General features: G+C 60.7%; 18 protein-coding genes. 6 read left to right on the forward strand and 12 right to left on the reverse strand.

Features of this window, described 5'->3' with window-relative positions; all coding sequences use genetic code 11:
* Window positions 1-823: 823 nt before the first annotated feature.
* The 3 genes from LOY70_RS26295 to LOY70_RS26305 all read right to left on the reverse strand — a co-directional run bounded on the left by LOY70_RS26295 (window position 824) and on the right by LOY70_RS26305 (window position 6,668).
* A complete protein-coding gene (locus LOY70_RS26295; RefSeq protein ID WP_265030856.1) occupies window positions 824-1,219 on the reverse strand; it encodes a hypothetical protein in 396 nt (131 codons plus the stop codon).
* A complete protein-coding gene (locus LOY70_RS26300) occupies window positions 1,216-6,075 on the reverse strand; it encodes an RHS repeat-associated core domain-containing protein (RefSeq protein ID WP_265030858.1) in 4,860 nt (1,619 codons plus the stop codon). The genes LOY70_RS26295 and LOY70_RS26300 overlap by 4 nt, the downstream gene beginning before the upstream one ends.
* A 134-nt stretch (window positions 6,076-6,209) precedes the next feature.
* On the reverse strand, window positions 6,210-6,668 hold the full coding sequence (locus LOY70_RS26305) for a GNAT family N-acetyltransferase (protein ID WP_265030860.1): 459 nt from the start codon (window positions 6,666-6,668) through the stop codon (window positions 6,210-6,212).
* Between the two features lie 395 nt (window positions 6,669-7,063).
* Here LOY70_RS26305 and LOY70_RS26310 point away from each other — a divergent pair, with 395 nt between their 5' ends.
* From LOY70_RS26310 to LOY70_RS26335, 6 genes are all read left to right on the forward strand, one after another.
* Window positions 7,064-7,687, forward strand: coding sequence for a CDP-alcohol phosphatidyltransferase family protein (locus tag LOY70_RS26310; RefSeq protein WP_265030861.1), 624 nt, complete (start codon window positions 7,064-7,066; stop codon window positions 7,685-7,687).
* Between the two features lie 11 nt (window positions 7,688-7,698).
* On the forward strand, window positions 7,699-9,456 hold the full coding sequence (locus LOY70_RS26315) for a bifunctional alpha/beta hydrolase/class I SAM-dependent methyltransferase (protein WP_265030863.1): 1,758 nt from the start codon (window positions 7,699-7,701) through the stop codon (window positions 9,454-9,456).
* Entirely contained in the window at window positions 9,456-10,799 is a 1,344-nt protein-coding gene (locus LOY70_RS26320) for a phosphatase PAP2/dual specificity phosphatase family protein (RefSeq protein ID WP_265030865.1), read from the forward strand. Before LOY70_RS26315 ends, LOY70_RS26320 begins: the two co-directional genes overlap by 1 nt.
* Window positions 10,789-11,244 carry a hypothetical protein gene (locus LOY70_RS26325; RefSeq protein ID WP_265030867.1) on the forward strand — a complete coding sequence of 152 codons (456 nt, stop codon included), beginning with the start codon at window positions 10,789-10,791 and terminating at the stop codon, window positions 11,242-11,244. Before LOY70_RS26320 ends, LOY70_RS26325 begins: the two co-directional genes overlap by 11 nt.
* A gap of 195 nt (window positions 11,245-11,439) precedes the next feature.
* Window positions 11,440-12,060, forward strand: a complete 621-nt coding sequence (locus LOY70_RS26330) for a lysophospholipid acyltransferase family protein (protein ID WP_123343974.1) — start codon at window positions 11,440-11,442, stop codon at window positions 12,058-12,060.
* Between the two features lies 1 nt (window position 12,061).
* The gene (locus LOY70_RS26335) at window positions 12,062-12,994 is read left to right on the forward strand and encodes a phosphatidate cytidylyltransferase (RefSeq protein ID WP_123415222.1); all 933 of its coding nucleotides are present in this window, start codon (window positions 12,062-12,064) and stop codon (window positions 12,992-12,994) included.
* Window positions 12,995-13,237: 243 nt separating this feature from the next.
* On the opposite strand, the gene LOY70_RS26340 is transcribed toward LOY70_RS26335, so the two are convergent.
* The 9 genes from LOY70_RS26340 to LOY70_RS26380 form a co-directional block, all read right to left on the reverse strand.
* On the reverse strand, window positions 13,238-14,395 hold the full coding sequence (locus LOY70_RS26340) for a glutathionylspermidine synthase family protein (RefSeq protein ID WP_265030870.1): 1,158 nt from the start codon (window positions 14,393-14,395) through the stop codon (window positions 13,238-13,240).
* Between the two features lie 12 nt (window positions 14,396-14,407).
* Window positions 14,408-15,112, reverse strand: coding sequence for a DUF1190 domain-containing protein (locus LOY70_RS26345; protein WP_123343977.1), 705 nt, complete (start codon window positions 15,110-15,112; stop codon window positions 14,408-14,410).
* A gap of 19 nt (window positions 15,113-15,131) precedes the next feature.
* Complete coding sequence (locus LOY70_RS26350; protein ID WP_060740436.1) at window positions 15,132-15,560, reverse strand: DUF350 domain-containing protein; 429 nt, start codon at window positions 15,558-15,560, stop codon at window positions 15,132-15,134.
* Window positions 15,561-15,575: 15 nt separating this feature from the next.
* Entirely contained in the window at window positions 15,576-16,250 is a 675-nt protein-coding gene (locus LOY70_RS26355; protein WP_265030874.1) for a YjfK family protein, read from the reverse strand.
* On the reverse strand, window positions 16,237-17,271 hold the full coding sequence (locus LOY70_RS26360) for an ion channel (RefSeq protein ID WP_265030876.1): 1,035 nt from the start codon (window positions 17,269-17,271) through the stop codon (window positions 16,237-16,239). Before LOY70_RS26360 ends, LOY70_RS26355 begins: the two co-directional genes overlap by 14 nt.
* 390 nt (window positions 17,272-17,661) lie before the next feature.
* Window positions 17,662-18,360 (reverse strand): PspA/IM30 family protein, encoded by a 699-nt coding sequence (locus tag LOY70_RS26365; RefSeq protein WP_123343980.1) that lies wholly within the window; start codon window positions 18,358-18,360, stop codon window positions 17,662-17,664.
* 23 nt (window positions 18,361-18,383) lie between these two features.
* Window positions 18,384-18,965, reverse strand: coding sequence for a YjfI family protein (locus LOY70_RS26370; RefSeq protein ID WP_025215706.1), 582 nt, complete (start codon window positions 18,963-18,965; stop codon window positions 18,384-18,386).
* Window positions 18,966-19,308: 343 nt separating this feature from the next.
* On the reverse strand, window positions 19,309-20,142 hold the full coding sequence (locus LOY70_RS26375) for a YfaP family protein (protein WP_265030880.1): 834 nt from the start codon (window positions 20,140-20,142) through the stop codon (window positions 19,309-19,311).
* Window positions 20,143-20,145: 3 nt separating this feature from the next.
* Window positions 20,146-21,765, reverse strand: coding sequence for a DUF2300 domain-containing protein (locus LOY70_RS26380; protein ID WP_265030881.1), 1,620 nt, complete (start codon window positions 21,763-21,765; stop codon window positions 20,146-20,148).
* Window position 21,766 lies beyond the last annotated feature (1 nt).

Here is a 21,766-nt window from a genome sequence, read left to right on the forward strand (position 1 = left end):
GGCAGTTGCCCGCCCGCTCCATGCCAGCACCATAAGCGATCAATCAAAGCGGCCTAAATATGACCATAAACTTAAAAGAAACACCCTATATAACCCAACCGCCTCCCACCAAGACCAAACCAATTTTCCAAATAGTATCGAAGAACAAATTATTTTTTATGTTCTGGCTAACCCTTGGATACTACCTACTCTATTGGACATACAAAAACTGGAAGACATACCGAGTCACAACAAACGCGAAGATCCTTCCTTTTATACGAACCCTATTTGGGCTATTTTTTATATATTCACTGCTTATGAAAATAGACCATCAACTAAAGACGCACAACAAAGAATACAAGTGGAGTCCACGCCTACTAGCCTCAGGGCTAATAATTTCAGGATGCATAGCAATTTATTGCTTTCTACCCTTTGAGGGTTTAGGAGATGGATACTTATTACCAGTAACAAACTTGATTTTAGATTCTTACTGCTTACTTCAAGTCCAATCCGCCATAAACCACTTAAGCAATGATCCACAGGGGCAGCAGAATGCCAACATAACGCTCGCCAATTGCGCATGGGTTTCATCAATGTGGCTGGGAGTCTTCCTTTGGGGAATTGTAGAAATTACGATATGCAACCCATACTATCGCTATAGATTTGACTCTCCTACAAGATGGACCTTTTGCAATATGAGTGCAGTGGACATTTTCAAGGCCACCACGAAATCGCTCGCCCGTAAGTATTCTTCCTGATCTCATGCTGCCGACTCGCACAAAAAAGTCTTGCCAAGCAAGACTTTTTTATTCCCGAAGAAGGAATTGTCATAACATGCTTACAGCTATGCCAAACGAGAATCAACCCAATTCTTAAAAAAAACCTCCTGCTCATTCGGATCGTTTGCCAAGTTACTATCATCATATTCAAATATATAAACAATATCATCGAGCGATGGAGTGACACCCATTCTCAGCTCATACGCCTTTAGTCCAAGTGACATCTGTGTCGACATGCCAGACGGATGAACATTTTTCTTGGCACCCTTACAGAAAAAGGTGACATCTGGATTGTCTCGACGAAGACTCGCAAAGCACTTATAAAAATTACTACCCACATAAGTCCTATCAACACCATCCGCCGCACAGAAAGTAATTGCAATCTTTTTAGAATCGCACATTAAATAAGCGCTTTCTTTTTCTCCACCCTTAGATACACACACCTCCACCTTAGAAATCATTTTCTTATCCTCCTGTTAGGGTTAGGAATGGAGTAACCAAACTCCTTTCCATTATCAAGTATCAAGGTCGCACCCAGTACATCCTCATTACTTATACGACCTGGAATTGCAATCTCTTTTTCAGCTCCGAACAAATATGCAGCTCCCAGCTCCTTTTGTAGATCATGCCCTGGGATTTTTTGCAACGTATACAAGTATCCTATCCTCGTGTAATCACCTGTGGCGAATTTCTTCCCCGCATTTCTTGAATAGGAGGTACTAATATAATAACTAGGAGGCCAATCACTATCCAAAGAGTGTAAAAATAGATCCTTGCTTTTACCTTTGCTTTTAAAACCATTTTCAAAAACATCTTCTGGATCTCGTTCATCACCTCGATACAGAAAATCCTCTTCTTTCTTAGGAGTAGGTAGCTTAGGTTCTGTTTGACTAACAGCTACCTTACCCGCCGGATCCTGCTCCCCAACCGCCGGCCGACACCCTCCCTTCCCCGGGCAATCCACCAACCCCAACGGATCCACCCACCCCGTCGGGTTCACGGTGTAGCGATACCCATTGAGCCCACCCGCCAGTTTGCTCGGGTCAGGCGTCAGATAGCGGCCGGTTTCGGGATTGTAGTAGCGGTGGCGGTTGTAGTGCAGGCCGCTTTCCGGGTCGAAGTATTGGCCCTGGAAGCGCAGCGGTTGTTCCAGCTGCTCGCCGCCGCCGTGGACCAGTTCGGTGGTTTTGCCGTAGCCGGTGTAGCGCGCCGACCAGACGATCTGGCCGCCGTAGTTGGTCAGTTCCTGGGGGGTGCCCAGGTGGTCGAGGTGGTAGTAGAACGGGCAGGCGTTCAGGCCTTTGCCGTCGAGCATCGCCAGTGGGCGGAAGGTGCCCGGTTCGTAGAGGTAGCTGCGGTGGTGACGCGGGCTGCTTTCGGCGACGAGTTGGTCGCCTTGCCAGAAAAATTTCGTGGTCAGGCCATCTACGGTCTTGCTGATGCGTCGGCCGAAGGCGTCGTAGCGGTAGGACGCTTCGCGGCCGTCCGGCTGGGTGACGCCGATCAGGCGGTGTTGGCTGTCGTAGCGGTATTCGCTGACGAGGCTGTGGGCCTTGCCGCGGCGTTCGCGGATCAGGTTGCCGAAGGCGTCGTAGTCGTAGTGGCGGTCGCCCTGCATCAGCAGGCGGTTGCCTTTGACGGTGGTCGGGCCGGGGCGGTCCTGCATCAGCAGGTTGCCGGCCGGGTCGTGGGCGAAGTGTTCCGGTGGTTCGCTGTGGGAAGCGTCGATGCGCACCAGGCGATCCAGCGAGTCGTACTGGTAACTGCGGCGGTTGCGGTTGTCGGAAAGAGCCTCAAGGTTGCCCTTGGCGCTGTAGGCATAGTCGCGCCAGAACAGTTGTTGCTGGTGTTGCCACACCGTCTGGGCCGTGAGGCGGCCCTGTTCGTCGTAGTCGTAGTGGCTGCGCAGCAGGCCCTGTTGCCGCTGTCGTTCGCGACCGCCGTCAAACTGATGCGCGGTCAGGCGTGTGCCGTTCAGGTCAATCGCGCTCAGCACGCCGCCCCGGGCGTGGTGGTAGTCGAGCGAGCTGTGGTCCGGCAGGCGCAGGTGGTTGAGCCGGCCGCAGGCGTCGTAGCCATAGCGCAGGGTGCCCCAGCCCTGGTGCTCGGTGATCAGCCGGTCCTGGGCGTCGTACTCGAAGGCCAGCGGATGATCGCTGCCGTCGTTGACGTGGACCAGCCGACCGAGCCGGTCGTAGCGGTACTCGATCGCCTGGCCGTCGGGCAAGGTCTTGAGCAGCAGTCGCCCGGCCGCGTCGCGCTGGTAGGCGGTGACGAGTGGGCTGCCGTCGTCGCCGTGTTCGGTTTTCTCCAGCAGGTGGCCGTTAAGGTCGTAGACGTAGGCGGTGCGTTGGCCGTCGAAGCCGATCTGCTGTCGGATCAATCCATTGGGGGTGTAGTCCAGCTGATATTTTTCGCCGGATTCGTTTTCGATCTCGGTCAGCAACAGCCGCGCCGAGTCGTAGCGGTACTTCAGCTCGGTGCCGTCGGGGTTGAGGCGACGGCTGACCAGGTGCAGGTCGTCGGCGTATTCGTAGCGGGTGACGCGGCCCTGCTCGTCGCGCTCGCTGGTGACCTTGCCGTAGGCGTTGTAGCTCCAGGCCCGGGTCGCCCCGCTCGGCAAGGTGGTCTGGAGCAGGCGGCCGACGGCGTCCCATTGGTAGTGCGTGAGGGCGCCGTGTTCGTCCTGGCGGGTCAGCAGACGTCCCAGGGCGTCGTAGGAAAAACACCGGCGGCCGCCGTCGGGCAGGGTTTCTTCCGTCAACTGACCCAGGCGATTCCAGGTAAAGCGATGTGCGCTGCCGTCCGGGTAATCCACCGACAGCAGTTGCCCCTGGGGGTCGTAGGCATATTCCGTACGTTGGCCATCTGGATCGATGCGCTCGGTCACGTCGCCTAAAGCGTTGCGCCGGTAGGTCCAGACGGCTTTGCCGCGACAACGGGCATGTAGGAAACCGTTGCGGTATTCGTAGGACGTCGGCTCATCCAGGGGTGGAATCAGCGCCACCAGCCGGCCGGCTTCGTCGTAGCGGTATTCGGTGACGGCCCCCAGCGGGTCCTGCTCGGCGATCAGCCGGCCTTGGGCGTCATAGGCCTTGAGGTGCTCGCCGCCATCGGGCTCGACCTGGCACACCAGTCGCGCCCGGTCGTCGTGGACATACACCTCCTGGCTGCCGTCGAGGTGCTGGACCGTGACGCGGCCGTCCTCGTCCCAGCTGTAATGGCTGTCCATCTGCGCAAACGAGGCCCAATGCCGGACGCAGCGAGCCGCCCGCCCGGCCCCTTGCCATTCCCAGAAAAAACTCGCCCCGCCGGCCAATTGCCGCTGGAGGATGACGTGCTGGTCGTCGTAGTCGTAGCGTTCGCTTTCCCCGGCGGCGTTGGTCGCTTCGATCAGTCGGAAACGTGCGTCATAGCGGTAGGCAACCAGCGTTTGCTCGGTGCGCCAGGCGTCATCCAGGGTCAGGGCCGGGTGGAAGCTCTGGTAGTCGATGGCGATCAGGTGGCGCTGCTCGTAGCGCAAGCGCAGGGCACGCCCGGCGCCGTTGTCCAGGCGGCAGATGTCGCCGTGGATGTTGCGCTGCAGGGTCAGGCGGTTGTCGTAGCGGTCGCTGAGGGCGGTCAGATGACCGTCGCGAAAGTGTAGGAAAGGGGCGTTTTCGCCGGGCTGGGCAATGATCAGTTCGTCCGGCTCGGCCCCCAGGTAAATCGCTGCGCGGGCCAGGCTGTTGTGGATCGCCGGGCGCTGCTCGTTGGGCAGCGGAAAGGTCGTGCGGCGGTTTTCCTGGTCAATCCAGATGACCTGCTCGCCTTCGAGCAGCAAGCGGTGCGTCAGGGCATGGCTCCAGCCGCGCCCAAGGCCCATGTCCAGGTCCACCGCGCTGGTGCGGTACAGGCGGGTGAAGACGAATGGCAGGGGACCATTGAGGGTGCCGTCGTCCAGGGTCAGCAGTTCCTCGCCGGTGACCATCGACACCGGGCAGCCGCTGGTTTGGGTCTGGGCCGCGGTGTCGGCACTGTCGCCGTTGGGGTTTTTCGATTGCGCCGGGGCGTCGTCGTGGGGTTCGTGTTTGCTTAGCCGGGTTGAACCGTGGGATTTTTCCCGCGCCACGGCGGCCGGATTGCTGACCGCCAAGGGTGCAGAATGCTCGGGGGTGATGTGCAGAGGTCCGACAGGCGTCGGCTTCAACGGTGCACGCTGGGCGCTGACCATCACTGGTTTCAGCACATCGGCATGCTGGTTGAGCCGATCGGCAGGGCGTTTGGTCAACCTGAGGCTTGATGCGGTCAACCACTCGCGAGCCCGCTCCGAGCGGAGCTGACCCAGTACCTTGCCGCTCATCCGCACGCCCATGCCCAGGGCGCCGGTCAGCCGCATCAACAGGAAATTGATCAGCACCGAAGCGCGCATTTCGCCCACGACTTCGGCCATGTACTGAGGCGGCAACATCCGCAGCCAACTGACGAATGCCACCATGTGAACGAAGAGCAACGGCTCGTCACTCAACACCATCAGACCTTTGGCGATGGCCGCGGATGAAGCGTTCAGTAACTGCTCAAGTTCAACCTGGGTCAGGTATTCCAGAAGCTTTTCGCTGCTGGCCTGCAGATCGGCCAACAGCTCGAAAACCTGTTTAACGTCATCCCATAGCTGCTGCAGGGCGTTTTCAAAACCGCGCCAATCGGCCTGCTGCAACAGGTCATAACGGTCGCGAAACCCGGCGTCGGAAAACTCCGCCCACAGGGGTTGAAACTCGTCCCACTCGGCCTTCAGCCACCCCTCAAGTTCATCCATCACCCCTTGGTAAGACGCATACAGCGCCTTGACGTGGTCGGCCGTCACATGGGGGAAAAACGTGATGCGGTAGCGCCCGCCACGCCAGCATTCGGGGATCTCCAGGACGCCGCTGGGGCCAATGACGTGGTGCACTGGCTCGCCAAACGTTTCCTTCCCGGGCTCGCCTCCGATGACGGGTTCCAGCATCACCGGGGTGTCGCCAATCGGCACAAAGCGCGCCGCCTGGAACATGTGCACCAACGTCAGCGGACCACCCGCCGGACACGCGGCCACCGTGGCACTGATGGGTTGATCAAGATTCTTCGGCGCCGCCAGCGACACCTCGTTGCCGACCTTGAATACCTGTTCAAGGTCAAGCGCCCAGCCGGCCCAGAATTTTTCAGCCCAGGCGTCGTAGTCGTTCAGGCAGGTGCGAAAGTCCGCCAGTACCGCTTCGACATCCGGCTGCTCGGGGTCCATGGCCGCCAATACCAGGCAGCCGATGTTGTTCAAAACCAGGAGTTTGTCGCGGGCAAACATGCGGGAGTCTCGCGGGACAGGGACGAACGCGAGACTTTGCCGACGATGGCTGAGGAATTAAGTCAGTGAAAGAAGCGGTGGACGTAGGACGATTCGCTAAATTTAAACGCTAGGCATGCAAACCCCGGCGGCGGCTATAAACACCGCGCCATCAGCCATTGCTCTTTCCCCCAAGCCTCAAAGCGCTCCAGCACGTCCCAACCCAGCTTGGCGTAATAATCACGCTGGCTGTGGGTGTGCAGGAACAAGGTGGTGATTCCAGCCTCTCGCGCATGACTGCAGATGCCTTCGATCAACTGCGCGGCCAGCCCTCTGCGTCGGGCGCTTGGGGCGACGAGTACGCACGCCAGCCACGGGCCCAGCTCAGGCCGCTCATCCAGATCGTGACTGGCAAGTGAAGCGCCACCGAGCAACTGGCTGTGCTCCATGGCGATCAGGCATTTCCAGCGACCGTCACGCTGCCCGGCAGCAAACTCCTGCTGCCAACTGGCCAGGGATTGCTGGGCAAATTCATAACTGAACTCCCGATAGAGCCACTCGGCCATCAGGTCGCATTTATCCATGTGGCTATCGAGCCAATCCACTCGCAGCATTTGAAACACTCCTTATGTATGCGCGTCCTGGAGGGAGGGTAGGAGGCTAGCAGACTGCTGGTCTATTGTGATGTACCGCTATCGCGAGCAACAGGGCTCTTGTGGCGAGGGGATTTATCCCCGTTGGGCTGCGCAGCAGCCCTGCCCCCCACAACTCAGTGTGCCAGGTAAATCGAGTTGACTTTTTTGGGCTGCTGCGCAGCCCAGCGGGGATAAATCCCCTCACCACAAAAAGTGTGGTTGAGCCCGCTCACACCGGGGTTTACACCCGTAAATCCCGTTTTAGATGCCTACCCGCGCTCATTCTAAAGAAATACCCGCCAGCAACCCCTCAACCTATCGTAATCTCGCATCTGCATACGCCCAGCCCCGAAACCGGCCGAGATCTCATTCCAATGCCTTCCATTTACCAACTCAAACCCGCCTTCCAAAATCTGCTGCGTCCCATGGTCCAACGGCTCTACGACAAGGGTGTCACCGCCAACCAGGTCACGCTGCTGGCCGGTGTCATTTCGGTGTTGGTGGGGGCGGTGATCGCCTGGTTTGCCGGTCACCCCTGGGTGTTCGTGCTGGTGCCGGTCTGGATGTTCCTGCGCATGGCGCTGAACGCCGTGGATGGCATGCTCGCCCGGGAGTTCGGCCAGCAATCGCATCTGGGCGCCTATCTGAATGAGCTATGCGATATCATCGCCGACGCGGCCTTGATCCTGCCTTTTGCCCTGATTCCCGATGCCAGTCTGTTGCTCGTGTTGTTGGTCACGCTGTTGGCGTTGTTCAGCGAATACGCCGGCGTGCTGGGGGCGATGGTGGGAGCTTCGCGGCGGTATGACGGGCCGATGGGAAAAAGTGATCGGGCCTTTGTGTTTGGCGTGTTGGCGACCGGTATTGCCCTGGGTTGGCTCGGGGCGCTCTGGGTCGATGGTGTGATGGCGGTGGTTGCCGCCCTGCTGGTTTATACCTTGGTCAACCGGGTCCGCCATGGCCTGGACCAAGTGACGGAAAACGCCCCCTCAGCATAAAGGATCTTGCAATGCGCGAAGCCCAACACCAGACATTCACCACCCATGATGGCGTGGAACTGTTCTACCAACACTGGCCGGCTGTCGATGCCCCGGCGGGTGAACCCCGCCAGGCCATATTGTTGTTTCACCGTGGGCATGAACACTCCGGGCGCATTGCGCACCTGGTGGATGAGCTGAACCTGCCCGGCTTCGACTTCTTTGCCTGGGATGCACGCGGCCACGGCCAGTCCCCCGGCGCCCGTGGCGACAGCCCGAGTTTTGCCACCAGTGCGCGGGATGTGCAGACCTTCTGCGATCACATCGGCGCCACGCACCAGATCGACGAGGCGAACATCGCGGTAGTCGCGCAGAGCGTCGGCGCGGTGATTGTGTCGACTTGGGTCCATGACTACGCGCCGCGCATTCGCTCGCTGGTGCTGGCGTCGCCGGCGTTCAAGGTCAAGCTCTACGTGCCCTTCGCCCGTCCAGGCCTGGCGTTGATGCGCAAGTTTCGCGGCAACTTTTTCGTCAACAGTTACGTCAAGGCGAAGTTCCTCAGCCATGACCCGGAGCGGGTGGCGTCCTACGACAGTGATCCGCTGATCACCAAGGCGATTTCGGTGAACGTGCTGCTGGGCCTGTACGAAGCCGCCGACCGCGTGGTCGCCGATGCCCAGGCGATCCAGGTACCGACGCAGCTGTTGATCTCCGGTTCCGACTTTGTGGTGCACCGCAAACCCCAGGAGCAGTTCTTTGAGCGGCTGGGCAGTTTGCACAAGGAGAAGCACATCCTGCCGGGCTTCTTCCACGACACCCTCGGCGAGAAGAACCGTGCGCCGGCCATTGCCAGTGCGCGCCGCTTCATCCTGCAGAACTTCGCACGGCCGCTGGACCGCCCTTCCCTGCTGGACGCCGATCGCCTGGGCGCGACCTGCGCCGAAGCCGAAACCCTGGCCACGCCGCTGCCGCACAACTCGCTGCGTGATCTGTACTGGCGCATGACCCGCGCCAGCATGCGCTTTGGCAGCAAATTGTCGGCCGGGGTGAAGCTGGGCTTCGACACCGGGTTCGACTCCGGCAGCACCCTGGATTACGTCTACCGCAATCGCCCCACCGGCACCTCGGCGCTGGGCAAGATGATTGACCAGAATTACCTGAACTCCATCGGCTGGCGCGGCATTCGCCAGCGCAAGTTGAACGTCGAGGAGCTGCTGCGCCTGGCCATGGGCAAGTTGCGCGAAGAGAACCGCGAGGTGCGCATCGTCGACATCGCCGCCGGCCATGGCCGCTACATTCTCGAAGCGCTGCAAGGCGTCAGCCCGTTGCCGGAGTCGATCCTGCTGCGGGACTACAGCGACATCAACGTGCGCGATGGCAGCGCGCTGATCCTCGAAAAAGGCTTGGGTGACATTGCCCAGTTCGTCAAGGGTGATGCCTTCGACCGACAGGACCTGGCGGCACTGGAGCCAAAGCCGACGCTCGCCGTGGTCTCCGGTTTGTACGAGTTGTTTGCCGACAACCAGATGGTCGGCGGCTCCCTCGCGGGCTTGGCCGAAGCGGTGGAGCCCGGCGGTTTCCTGGTCTACACCGGCCAGCCGTGGCACCCGCAACTGGAACTGATCGCCCGCGCCCTCACCAGCCACCGCGCCGGACAGGCTTGGGTGATGCGTCGACGTACCCAGGCGGAAATGGACCAATTGGTTGAGGCAGCGGGCTTTCGCAAGATCACCTTGCGGGTCGATGAATGGGGCATCTTCAGCGTTTCGCTGGCCCAGCGAGTGCAGTAATGAGCGCCGTCATCGCTCCGGCCCGCGAACCCGCACTGCTGAAACCGGCGGTGCTGTGGCTGCTGTTGTTGGCGCCGTTGTTCTTCAGCACCTATGGCTTCGCCACGTGGGTGACGGCGCAGCGTGACGACGTCGGCACGCTGGTGTTCGACTGGGAACGTCACATGCCGTTCATGGCTTGGACCATCGTGCCTTACTGGTCGATTGATCTGCTGTACGGCCTGTCCCTGTTGCTGCCCAGCAGCCGCGAGGAACTCAAGCGCCATGCCTTGCGCCTGCTCACGGCCCAGGTGATTGCGGTCAGTTGCTTTCTGCTCTGGCCGTTGCGCTTCACCTTCCCCCGGCCAGAAATGGATGGGGTGTTCGGTTGGTTGTTCGAGGTGCTGGCCGGTTTCGACAAGCCGTTCAACCAGGCGCCGTCGCTACACATTGCGTTGCTGGTCATCCTTTGGGTCTGCTATCAGCGGCACTTGCAGGGTGTCTGGCGTTGGCTGATGCACGGTTGGTTCGCGTTGATCGGCGTGTCGGTGCTGACCACGTATCAACATCATTTCATTGACCTGCCCACGGGCGCGTTGGCCGGTTGGCTGTGTGTCTGGTTGTGGCCGCTGGATCGACCCAGTCCGCTGCTGAGTGCGCGTCTGGCGGCGGATCCTGCTCGCCGACGCTTGGCCTTGCGTTATGGCCTGGGCGCGGCGGCGCTGTTCATTCCGGCGTTTGCTCTGGGCGGCGCGTGGCTCTGGCTGATCTGGCCGGCGGTCGCGGTGCTCATGGTGGCGCTGAATTACCTGGTGTTCGGTGCCGACGGTTTCCAGAAGCGTGCCGATGGTCGTTTGAGCCCCGCGGTGCGCTGGTTGCTGGCGCCGTATCTGGCGGCGGCGTGGATCAATTCTCGCGGCTGGACGCGCAAGCATCCGCAGCCGGACCCAGTGGCGGATAACGTCTGGCTGGGGCGAATCCCCACGCCGATGGAATTGAAGGACAGTGCGTTTACCGGAGTGCTCGACCTCTGCGCGGAACTGTCCATGGACAACACGGGCGTCGCCTATCGCTCATTGCCGGTGCTCGACCTGACGGCGCCGACCGCCGAACAATGCCTGAAAGCGGCAGAAGCCATTGAAAGCCTGCGCCAGCACGGGCCGGTGCTGGTCTGCTGCGCCTTGGGTTATTCGCGTAGTGCCACGGCGGTGGTGGCCTGGCTGCTGCACAGCGGCCGGGCGGCGAGCGTTGATGCGGCGATCGTGCAAATCCAGCGCGCCCGACCGCGTATCGTTTTGCATGCGGCGCACCTTCGGGCTCTGGAACAGTTATCCACAACCCGGGGAATTGTCCATGATCAGTGATATGGAACTACACACCGTGGCGAGCCTGCTGCGCCGGGGCCAGTCCCTGGATCAATTGTCCACCGGGCTGACGCTGCTAGCGGTGCTGCTGGGGTTCGGGCAGTGGCTGGTGGGCGTTATCGATCCGTGGCTGCTGCTGTTGAGTGCCACCCTGATCGTCCTCGGCGTGCTGGAAAAATACTGGGCGTTGCGCGTGGCGTTCGATGCCGATCTGTTCCAGCGCATGGCTGACAGCACCCAATCGCTGGCCGAGCGCACTTATACCCTGGATCAGGCCCTCACCTCCCTGGGCCTGCAACCGGCCACACGCGCCGGCCGTCTCTGGACCGAACGCCGGCATGGCGCGTTGTTGCTGCTACGTCGGCAGTCGCGATTATTGGCCGTACAAGTCGTCCTGGTGCTGGGCTTCATCCTGGCCAGCCCCTGGTTAGCTTCAAGTATCTAGATAGTTTTTGTGGCGAGGGGATTTATCCCCGTTGGGCTGCGCAGCAGCCCCCAACCAGGCACCTCGGTGTGCCAAGAAGATTGAGTTAACTGCTTTAGGGCTGCTGCGCAGCCCAGCGGGGATAAATCCCCTCGCCACAAAGGGTGTGTTCCCTCGCCACAGTTATGCTTACGTTTCTCAGGACAAGGAATCCTCATGTTCGAACCCGTGGTCGCCAACCTCATCACCTCCGCCGCTCGCATGGTCACGGGCGCTCGCAGCCTGTGGCTCGGCTGCGCGCCGACGCCGGTGCAACGGATCTACTTCGCCAACCACAGCAGTCACGGAGACTTCGTGTTGCTCTGGGCCTCGCTGCCGCCGGCGCTGCGCAAGCTCACCCGCCCGGTCGCAGGCGCTGATTACTGGCAAACCAGCCCGGTGCGCCGCTACATCATCAACCGCGTGTTCAACGGCGTGTTGGTGGACCGCGAGCGCAAGGATCCTTCGCACAGCCCGTTGCAACCGATGCTCGAGGCACTGGAGAACGGCGACTCGCTGATCATCTTCCCGGAAGGTACGCGCAATCCGGAGGAAGGCCTGCTGCCCTTCAAGAGCGGGATCTATCACTTGATGAAGGCTCATCCCGAGGTCGAAGTGATCCCGGTGTGGATCGCCAACCTCAACCGCGTCATGCCCAAGGGTCGCGTGCTGCCTTTGCCGCTGTTGTGCACCACCAGTTTCGGCGCGCCGCTGTGCATCGAAGAAGGTGAAAGCAAAGAGCAATTTCTTGAACGCAGCCGCGCCGCGCTGCTGGCACTGGCCCCGGAGCACGTCTGACATGGATCGATATACCCTGATGTTGTTTGGCGGAATTGGCGCCATCCTGGTGCTGGCTTCGCTGATCGGTTTCATTCTCAAGCTGAAAACCCGCGGCGCGCCGAATTCGGTCATTGAAAACCTCAATGCACGGATCAACGCCTGGTGGATCATGGTGCTGGTGATCGGCATCGCGTTTTGGCTCGGCAACGCGGCGGTCATCCTGTTGTTCTACGCGGTGTCGTTCTACGCCTTGCGAGAGTTCCTCACCCTGACACCGACCCGGCGCAGCGACTACCCCGCGTTGGTGGCCGCGTTCTACCTGGCGCTGCCGCTGCAATACCTGCTGATCTACTACGACTGGTACGGGCTGTTTTCGATCTTTATCCCGGTGTATGTGTTCCTGCTGCTGCCGATCCTGGCGTCCCTGGGCGGCGACAGCACGCACTTTCTGGAGCGCGCTTCCAAGGTCCAGTGGGGGCTGATGATCGCGGTGTTCTGCATCTCCTTCGTCCCGGCGCTGCTGACGTTGGACATCGCCGGTTTCGAAGGGCGCAACCTGTTGCTGATCGCGTACCTGGTGATCGTGGTGCAGCTGTCGGATGTGTTGCAGTACGTGTGCGGCAAGTTGTTCGGCAAGCACAAGATCGCGCCGAACCTGTCACCGTCGAAAACCACCGAAGGCTTCCTCGGCGGCATTTTCCTGGCCTCGTTGATCGGTGGCGCGTTGTGGTGGATCACGCCGTTCAATCCGTGGCAGTCGTTCCTCATCGCCTTGCTGATCAACCTGCTGGGGTTTGCCGGCGGCATCGTCATGTCGGCGATCAAGCGCGACCGTGGCGTCAAGGACTGGGGCCACATGATCGAAGGCCACGGCGGCATGCTCGATCGGTTGGATTCGGTGTGCTTTGCGGCACCGATCTTCTTCCATCTGGTTCGCTACTGGTGGACCTGAAAAAGCCTGCGGCAAACACTCGCTCCCAGAGGGGGGCGTCGCTTGCTTCTTCACTGGCCCACTGCCAACCGCTCTTGTGGCGAGGGGATTTATCCCCGCTGGGCTGCGAAGCAGCCCTAAAAAGCCATACCTCGGTATTGCAGACAGATTGAGTTGAGGTCTCGTGGGGCTGCTTCGCAGCCCAGCGGGGATAAATCCCCTCGCCACAGATAGACCCCTCGCCACAAAAGCGGGGGGCATCGATCAGTCAAGGATCAGGTGCGGCAGGAACCGGCTGGAATCCTTGGTGATCAGGCTGTTGTCTTCCCGCACGCCAATGCCGGCCGCCTGGTCGCCAATGACCCAGGAACCGATCAGCGTGTAGCTGTCGTCAAACCGTGGCAACGGCGCGAATTCCTGGAGGATGAACGGGGCGTCGGTGTAGGGGCCATCTTCTTTGACGATCAGACCATCCGCTGTTTGCAGCTCGATGTTGGCGCCTTCCCGGGAAAAGAACGGCTTGCGCACCCAGCCCTTGGGCACGGCTTTGCTGGTGTCGGTATCCAGGTGAGCCGCCAGCAGGTTCGGGTGGCCTTTGTTGAATTCCCACAGCAGCGGCAGGATGCCTTTGTTCGAGATGATCGACTTCCAGGCCGGCTCGAAAAACTGCGTATCGCACTGGGCAATCGCGGCGCCAAAGGGCTCGTGGAAGATGAACTCCCAGGCATGCAGCTTGAACAAGTGCGGAATCCAACGCTCTTGCAGGTCGACAAAACGGCCTTCGCTGTTGAGGCCGATGTCCTCGATATCGATGTGCCGCGATTCGATGCCGACTTTTTCCGCGATCAGCCGCAAGTAATCCGTGGTGCCTTTGTCTTCGACCGAATCTTTCATCGAGGCGAAATAAAACGGCTGGGTGAGCTGCAACTGGGCGAAGGCCTGGTGCAGTTTGGTGTCGATGCTGTTGAACTGGTCGGCATGGGCCGGCAGCAAACCGCGTTCGATGCATTGTTCCAGCCAGCCCCACTGGAACGCCGCCGCTTCGTAGAGGCTGGTCGGCGTGTCGTAGTTGAGTTCCAACAGCTTGGCCGGGCCGCTGCCGTTATAGGAGAAATCCATGCGCCCATACAGGTGCGGATGGCCTTCAAGCCATGAAGTACGCACCAGGTCGAAGAACGGCGCGGGAATGCTCAGGCGCTCTAGCAGCTCTTCGCTCTGGACCACGCGGGCCACGAGGTCCATGCACATGTCATGGATCTCGGTGGTCGGGTCTTCCAGGTCGTTCTCGATCTGCTTGAGGGTAAACTGGTAGTACGCGCTTTCGTCCCAATAGGGTTCGTCGTCGATGGTGTGGAACAGAAAGCCGAGCTGCTCGGCGGTCTGCTTCCAGTCAGGACGCTCGGCGCAATGGATCTTCTTCATGGCGCTGGTTCCTCAACCGCCGGAGCTGCTCGAACCGCCCCAACCGCTGCGGGCGCTGGACTTGCTGCCGAAGCCGCCACGGGAGGTGGATGAGGCAACGGACATCGGCTTGCTGCTGGACTTGATGGAGTCGGTGTAGCTGCCGTATCGCGCCTGGTTGGACTTGGTGAACGTCGAGCCTGTCGACACCCGCTGGCTGAGCGTGGAGGAGCCGAAGCTGCCACGATCATCGCGGTAGCGGTAGACCGGCTCGGAGAAATAGCTGTTGCGATTGCTGCTCAGCATGTTGCCGATCAGCAGTCCGGTCAGCAGGTTGCTGAAACCTCCACCGGTACTCATCGCTTCCGAGGCCGGCAATTGGGCCTTGGCCGCGTCCACTTCGGACTGCGTGACCTCGCCCTCGGCGCTCAGTTCGAAACCACCCAGCTTGGGGATGAACTTGCCGGCGGAGTCCTGCTGGCACCAATCGGGGACAAAGTCGGCATCGCAATCGGCCTGGTTGTCGTACACCGGCGCAATGCGGCGATGCTCCGTCATGGCAGTCATGTAGGCGTCGGCGCAGATGTCTACCGGCAGTTTTTCATCGACACATTGCTGCACGGACTGGAAGTTGTACTTCTTTTTCAACTCGTAGGTTTTTTCCGTCGGCCCGCAGCCGGATATCGCCATGGCGACCGACGCGGCCAGCGAGAGCTGAACGTACTTGCTTCGTTTCATCGGGTTCTCCGTGGCGCAATCAGTTCGTGGAAGGCGTCATGCACGCGGCGTTCAACAGGCCGACGCTGATGGCTACGGCGGCGATGTAGATACCGGCGGCGATTTCACCCTGCTTGATGCGCGCGGAGGCGCCCTTGAGCACCAGGCTGGTCACCAGGAACGCCAATAACTGGACGACAGCGGCGATCACCGTCCAGACGACGAAATCCAGCATGCTGATCGAGTAGGCAATCACGTTGCTGGCCGGGATGGCGAAACCAATGAGGGCACCGCTCAGGGCGATCGCCGCCGCCACGTTGCCCGAGCGGATCAGTTCGAACTCTTTGTGCGGCGTGACATGGATGTAGATGAACTGAAACAGCGCGAACAGCACGGCGGCGCCGAGGATGTAAAGGGCGAAGCCAAACACGGCGGCCTTGTTCAGGGAAATGGAGAGCGCTTCAAGCATGGACTTCTTCCTTTTTTAAAAAGTGGTCAGGTCAGTGGTGTACAGCGAAATACCCAGCGAAGTGCTCAAGCTGACGCTGCCTTCGGCGTCCTCTTCGACGGAGAACAACAGGAACTCGCGGCGATCCGTAAGGCCGGTGTCGCGGGCGTACAGCATCGAACGGTGCTCGATGCCGTAGGACTCATCCGGATTGCTCACGCGCTCGCTCAACGTCACCAATTCTGTCTGGCCCGCCTCGGTCCCCCATTCGCGGGTGTACTCGACGCCGTCGTGGGTGTAGGTCGGCAGGCCGATCAGGCTTTCAGGGCCCGCCAGGCGACGCAACTCCGCTTCACTGTTGATGGTGACGTAGCTGAGGTAGTTGAACAGGATCACCGACTCGACCTGCCCGGCGACGTCGCCGCTGGTGTGCACTTGCAGCCAGTAGTCTTCGTCGTTCATGTAGCAGCGCGCCAGCCAGTTCGATTGCCCGAGGTCGACGACGCCCATGCTCCAGATCTGTTGGGCGCCGGGGATGACCACGGACGTCTTGCCGTCGAGCAACAACTTCAGCGTGGTGTCGAACGTCACCTCTTTGCCGGATGCCAGGCCCAAGGGCCCGGCGATCAGCGGGCCGGTGTTGGCTGTGCGGTTGGCAGATTTGTCCGCGTTCGGGGCCTCGAGCCCCATCAACTGTTTAAACCATCCCATTGGCGATGTCCTTGAGACGCGTGGAGGCGATGTAGAAAAGTTCGCCACCCGCAACGCGCGTGGCACCGGGCGGGTTGATCGACGGCTGGCGGGCGCCTTGGGCACGGTAGCCGATCAGGGTCGCGTTGTGCTGCTCTTTCATCCGGGTGTACAGGTCGCCGAAGGTGGCTTCAAACGTCTCGGGCAGTTTCATCAGGTACTGGGTGGCGCCTTGGCCGACGCACAGCAGTTCATTGATGACCACTGACGAGCCCGGATCCTGGGAGGCACGCACCAACATTTCGATGGCCATGCTTGAAGTGCATTCCAGGCTGGGCGCGTAGGCGCTGGCGAGGGCGGCGACTTCACTGTCATTGAAGTGGGCGACCACATGCCCGACCGGGTGCAGTTGATTGACCGCCAGCACGGTGGCCAGGGTCAGGTCGTCGGAATGGGTGCGGACCAGGACGCGTTCGGCGCCGGGTACACCGGCACGCTGCAAGAGTGCGACGGAGGACAGGCTGTCGCCTTTGATGAACGCCGTCTTGCCGGGCATGGGGTTTTCTTCAAGGTCGCAATCGCAGATGACGATCAGGTTGTCGTTCGACGTTTCGTCCTGCAGCAGCAATTCAATGACCCGCTCGCTGGAGGCGCCCTCCCAGCCGATGAGAACGGTATGGCCGGTCTTGCCGGTGAAATCGCCCTTGCCCTTCATGCCTTTTCTCCAAACATCGATGACGCTGCTGGTGGTTTTGCCGATGGCTGCCGTCAGCAGCGCAATGCCCCCGAGCATGACCCAGGTAGCCACGAAAATTCGCCCGGCGGATGTCTGTGGCAACAGATCGCCATAGCCGACGGTGAGCGTGGTGGTGAGATAGAAGTAGATAAACGTGGCGGCGGCGCTGAGGTGCTGCTCGCCCAGCAGCACCAGGCCGATCCAGGCCGTGGACAGGTGCACACCCAACGCAATGGCCAGGCCCGCCCAGCCGAACCGATGGAAGAAGGACGAAGCGTACGTGCGCAACAAAAGGAAAATCGACATTTCGTCCCTGACTCCGTGGGGCTTTGTTCCTGGCGGGATCATCGCTCTGGCGTGTGAGCGCTCGAACGTAGTGGCCGGACAGCATTAAACCTGTTGCCGGGCTCGGATAAAAGTACTTCGGTGACAATAAACCCGGTGACTTTCAGGAAAGCAGGACTCACGCACAAAACCTGATGACGAGCACAAACCTGTGGCGAGGGGATTTATCCCCGCTGGGCTGCGTAGCAGCCCCAAAGCAGCGAACACCACCTAACCGACACACCGAGGTGTCAGGTTCTAGGGCTGCTGCGCAGCCCAGCGGGGATAAATCCCCTCGCCACAAGGTATGAGCCTGGTCTGCCTTAGCTTGCCTTGCCTTGGCTGGTCTTCACCAAGGCAAGGCCCAGCCCGTTACTCAGCCGATTTTTTCTTCAGGCGTTCCAGGATCGCATTGGCGCTGCCTTCGTTCGGCGTGATGCCGGCGTCGCGCAGCTTGCGCTCCAGGTCGGTGCCAGTCGACGCGTCGGCCAATTCGTCCTGAGCTTGCAGTTCAGCCGCGCGTTGCTGTTGCTTGGCCTGCAGGCGGTTGAGCGTGCCGACCGCCGTTTCCAGCTTGCCGTTGGCACCGCCACTGGCGATCGAAGCACTGACCTGGGCTTTCTGTACGCTTTCACGGGCCTTGGCCATGTCCACCTGCTGACGCAGGCTTTTGATGCGGCTTTCGGCCTTGGTGATGTCTTTGCGCATGTTGTCCGCGTAACCGCCGAATTCGGTCGCGTGCTTTTGCTCGGCGTCCAGTTCAGTGGTCAGGGTCGAAATGGCTTCGGCCACTTCCAGCGCCAGGTCTTCACGGTTGGCCTGGATCGCGGCCAGGGCCTTGGCTTCCAGGTCCTTGATCTTGGCGTTGTACTCGCCCACGCGATCCGTCGACAGTTTGTGCTTGGCCATGATGGTGACCAGCTCACGCTTGGCGTTGGCCAGCGCGGTGTCGGCATCGCGAATTTCCTGGTCGAGGATGCGCAGGGCCTGTTGGTCGACGATCGATTCGCCGACTTCGTTGGCACCGCCACGCAGGGCGGTGAACAATTTGCTCCAGATGGACTGAGTCATGGGACAGTTCCTGTTCGGCGAAATTAAATGAAGAAGCGTTCGAAGGCTTCGCTGGCGCGCTGGACGTTGTCGACGAGGGTTTTCACCTCGGTCACGACGTTGGTCAGGCTGGAATCGGAGCTCAGGGCGCCGAACATGTTGTAGACGACCTGCCCGTTGGGCATGGACTCGATACCGATCGAGGACAGCGGGAACATTTCCCGGCTACGCAGCACGGCATCATTGAAGGCCGCGACGTCGTTGATCGACTCGACATCCACCAGGACGGTATCGACGATGACTTGATCGCCCACCACCGCGATGTAAATCGGCAAACCACCAAAATCGTTCATTTCCAGCTTGATGCTGGACTCGGAACCTTGAACGAGGGAGAGGGTGATTTCGTTCGCAACCACTTCATCCAGGGCCTGAAGGGCGCTGTAGAGGCGGTCGATGTTCCAATTGTTACCTGCGCTCATGTAATTCTCCGACATGAATGAGCCAGCCAGAATCGGTTGGCGTAGCTGTTTCTCCATCTGCTTGAGCAGGCTTCGGTTTTCGGGAAGCACCCAAGTCTCGTGTTTCACATACCCGGCGGCACTCAAGCCCGCGCGCATCTGCTTCATGTAGAAGCTCGACGGTTTTTTCGCGGAGGATTTCGAGCGCTCTCCCTTGCGGCTCGCTGAATCGGTCACAGACCCGCCAGGCGGATCTGCTGGAGAGCTACTTTGCATGGTGCTGAACCCCACTGTGAAAAACTCACGCGTGAGAAACACTACAGGTAGTTTCGAAAGCCCACAATAGCTCACGCGTGAGATTTTTATTTGTCACAAATGGCTGATAACCCTGTGGGAGCGAGCTTGCTCGCGATAGCGGTATATCAGTTTGCAGAGAGGCTGGATTGACCGACGCCATCGCGAGCAAGCTCGCTCCCACAGGTTAAAAATTCACCCACTGGTCAATGGCGGCTTACGGATAGCTAAAACTCTTGACCAGCGTCAGCTCGCCCACCGCCCGCATCGGCACCACGAAGGTTTCCATCTTTTCGTTTGGCGTGCCTTCTTCCGTGATGAGGGTCACCTGCGCCGTGGTCAGGGCTTGTTGCGCCTGCTCCCCACCGCCCTCACCCTCTTCGCCGTCCTCCTCACTGCGATAACCCCCGCCGTAGTAGTTCACATACACCAGGTATTGGCCTTTGATCGGCGCCGGCATGGCAAAGATTTCCGGGCCGTAGCCGGTGGTGACGTCGACGTCGAGGGCGGCGCCGTTGGGGACGACGCGGTCGCCGTACCAGATGTGGGCGCCGTCGGGGGTGACCAGGTGCAAGTCCAGGTCGGTGCCGTCGCTGTCCCACGTCAGCAGGACCCGCAGCTTGGCCGGGGTGGCGCCACCGCTGGTATTGAGGAATTGCGTGCGGTGGCGTTGCTGGCCATCGGCGCTGCGCACTTCAACGCTGTTGCTGCCGTTGGGGAACGAGAACGGCCGGTCGAAGCGACCTTCCTCATCCAGCTTCAGCGGCAGGCTGACGCCGTTGACGATCAACTGGCCCGGCGCATTGCTGTCCTTGGGCGCGCTTTTGATCTGCCCGGTAATGCGGGCGGTGTTGGCCTGGCCTGGGGGCGTGTTGACCGACGAGGCCGGATAGTTGACGGTCTGGCTGAAGCTTTCACCTTCACCGCCCGGCGCCCCGCTGCGCCAGCCGCCGACCGGAGTGTCGAGCTTGATATTCTCGGCGCCAATGGCCGGAGGCAACGCGGTCAGGGCGCAGAGCAACAGCAAGACCTGTGGATAACGGAGTGTCATGGTCTATTCCAGCAAAAGGTGACGGGCGAGCCCTTCGATATAGGTTTCGTCCTGGCCGTTGGGGTGAGCTTCAAAGGCCAGGTGCAGATATTCATGGGTCAGGTCGAGGCGGTCTTGCAGCGACAGCACGCCGCGCACATAGATGCGCTGGCGCTCGCGGTCGACGTAAGGCCGGCCAAAGGCAACGCGGCAGACGGCGAAAGAACTGATTTCGTTGTAGCCCACTTCGCTTTCCAGCCGCGAACGCCAGCCGCGCCGTTGTTTCAGTAGCCAATCCTGGGCGGCGGGCAATGCCTCGCAAGACGCCACCGGATTGTCCCAGCGGCTGAGGCTGGCGCGTGGGTAGGCATGCAGCAGGATGGCGTCGTAGCGCTGGCCGCCGTTGGCCTGTTCGACGGCTTGCAGCCAGGACAGCTTGTCCGGGCCGGCCTGGTCGGAGTGATAGGTGACATCGGTGCCGGCCAGGACCAGGTCACTGGTCCAGGCCGCAATCGCACGGGTTTCAGCCGTCGCTGGGCGTGGCGCGACGCGCTGGCGATGACTGCTGTCGTCGATGCTCAGGCAATCGCCGTGGCGCTGGGCGTTTTGCAGCAGGTAGGTGCGGATCGCCACGGCCAAGGCCTTGGCGGCTTCGACGGGCTCGGCCTTGGCTTCGCGTTGCAGGACCCGGGCGACGTATTCCTCGCGGTCCAATCGCGCCACCAGCTTGCCGGGCATCAGGAACAGCTCGCCGTCGCTGTGGATATCCAACTGATTGCCGTTGGCGAATTCGACGCGGTAGTCGCCGCGCAGTTGCCCCGGCACGGCCGGGCGGTCGCCCGACATCACCCGTTGCAAGGGATAGCGGGCAAACAGCCCCACTTCCACGCAACGCCCGGTTTCCGCCGGCCAACGCGAAGGAAGCGCCGCCGCCAAGCCCTCGCCATAGACCTTCAGCACCTGCTGGCTGGTGCCGCGTCCACCGGCCCACACGGGAGTACCGTCCGCCAGCCAACCGGCGAAACCGCCCTGGCGGGACGACGGCCCCTGGTCACCCAGCCAGCTCCAGGTCTTGACCCGCAGTCGGCTGCCTAACTCGCCGACCAGTCGCCCGTCCGCCGCGTTGAGTACCACGTCCAGCAACACCCGCCGCGCCTGATCCTGGGCCGGCAGCGTGGCCAGGGTCTTGAGCAGTCCGGCGACGGGCACCTGGGTCTGGGGTTGCAGGGCCGGCAAGTCCAACAGCCATGCCGGCGCCTGCCGGGCCTGCCAATAATCACGCCAGTTCGAGGCCGAAAGCCCGAGCCGCTGTGGTTCGAAATACAAGCCGCAGGATTTCACCAGCGCCTGATCGCGACCGATGCTCTGCCCGGCAGTGCAGCAATAGACCTCTTCCTTCGACTCACCCCGGCACTCATACACCGGTTCACGGGCGTTGGTGTCCACCAGCCAGGCGTAGACAAAGATCTTCCACAGACTGCCCAACGGCGCCTGCAGGGAATCGGGCAGCGGCTGGCGATCCAGCACCTGGGTCTGGCTGACCCGCAGCAGTTGCCCGTCGAAGGCCAGGCGCAACGGCTCTTCCTGCGCTGTCGCCAGCGCAGGAATCAAGCACAACCACCACCAGACCCGCAGCCTGCGCATC

Origin of the sequence: Pseudomonas sp. B21-054 (genome assembly GCF_026016345.1) — a bacterium.
Taxonomy (GTDB): domain Bacteria; phylum Pseudomonadota; class Gammaproteobacteria; order Pseudomonadales; family Pseudomonadaceae; genus Aquipseudomonas.

Coding starts and splice junctions, on each gene's coding strand:
- LOY70_RS26295 (WP_265030856.1), bottom strand. CDS start 1,219: ATGATTTCTAAGGTGGAGGTGTGTGTATCTAAGGGTGGAGAAAAAGAA.
- LOY70_RS26300 (WP_265030858.1), bottom strand. CDS start 6,075: ATGTTTGCCCGCGACAAACTCCTGGTTTTGAACAACATCGGCTGCCTG.
- LOY70_RS26305 (WP_265030860.1), bottom strand. CDS start 6,668: ATGCTGCGAGTGGATTGGCTCGATAGCCACATGGATAAATGCGACCTG.
- LOY70_RS26310 (WP_265030861.1), top strand. CDS start 7,064: ATGCCTTCCATTTACCAACTCAAACCCGCCTTCCAAAATCTGCTGCGT.
- LOY70_RS26315 (WP_265030863.1), top strand. CDS start 7,699: ATGCGCGAAGCCCAACACCAGACATTCACCACCCATGATGGCGTGGAA.
- LOY70_RS26320 (WP_265030865.1), top strand. CDS start 9,456: ATGAGCGCCGTCATCGCTCCGGCCCGCGAACCCGCACTGCTGAAACCG.
- LOY70_RS26325 (WP_265030867.1), top strand. CDS start 10,789: ATGATCAGTGATATGGAACTACACACCGTGGCGAGCCTGCTGCGCCGG.
- LOY70_RS26330 (WP_123343974.1), top strand. CDS start 11,440: ATGTTCGAACCCGTGGTCGCCAACCTCATCACCTCCGCCGCTCGCATG.
- LOY70_RS26335 (WP_123415222.1), top strand. CDS start 12,062: ATGGATCGATATACCCTGATGTTGTTTGGCGGAATTGGCGCCATCCTG.
- LOY70_RS26340 (WP_265030870.1), bottom strand. CDS start 14,395: ATGAAGAAGATCCATTGCGCCGAGCGTCCTGACTGGAAGCAGACCGCC.
- LOY70_RS26345 (WP_123343977.1), bottom strand. CDS start 15,112: ATGAAACGAAGCAAGTACGTTCAGCTCTCGCTGGCCGCGTCGGTCGCC.
- LOY70_RS26350 (WP_060740436.1), bottom strand. CDS start 15,560: ATGCTTGAAGCGCTCTCCATTTCCCTGAACAAGGCCGCCGTGTTTGGC.
- LOY70_RS26355 (WP_265030874.1), bottom strand. CDS start 16,250: ATGGGATGGTTTAAACAGTTGATGGGGCTCGAGGCCCCGAACGCGGAC.
- LOY70_RS26360 (WP_265030876.1), bottom strand. CDS start 17,271: ATGTCGATTTTCCTTTTGTTGCGCACGTACGCTTCGTCCTTCTTCCAT.
- LOY70_RS26365 (WP_123343980.1), bottom strand. CDS start 18,360: ATGACTCAGTCCATCTGGAGCAAATTGTTCACCGCCCTGCGTGGCGGT.
- LOY70_RS26370 (WP_025215706.1), bottom strand. CDS start 18,965: ATGAAGCAGATGCGCGCGGGCTTGAGTGCCGCCGGGTATGTGAAACAC.
- LOY70_RS26375 (WP_265030880.1), bottom strand. CDS start 20,142: ATGACACTCCGTTATCCACAGGTCTTGCTGTTGCTCTGCGCCCTGACC.
- LOY70_RS26380 (WP_265030881.1), bottom strand. CDS start 21,765: ATGCGCAGGCTGCGGGTCTGGTGGTGGTTGTGCTTGATTCCTGCGCTG.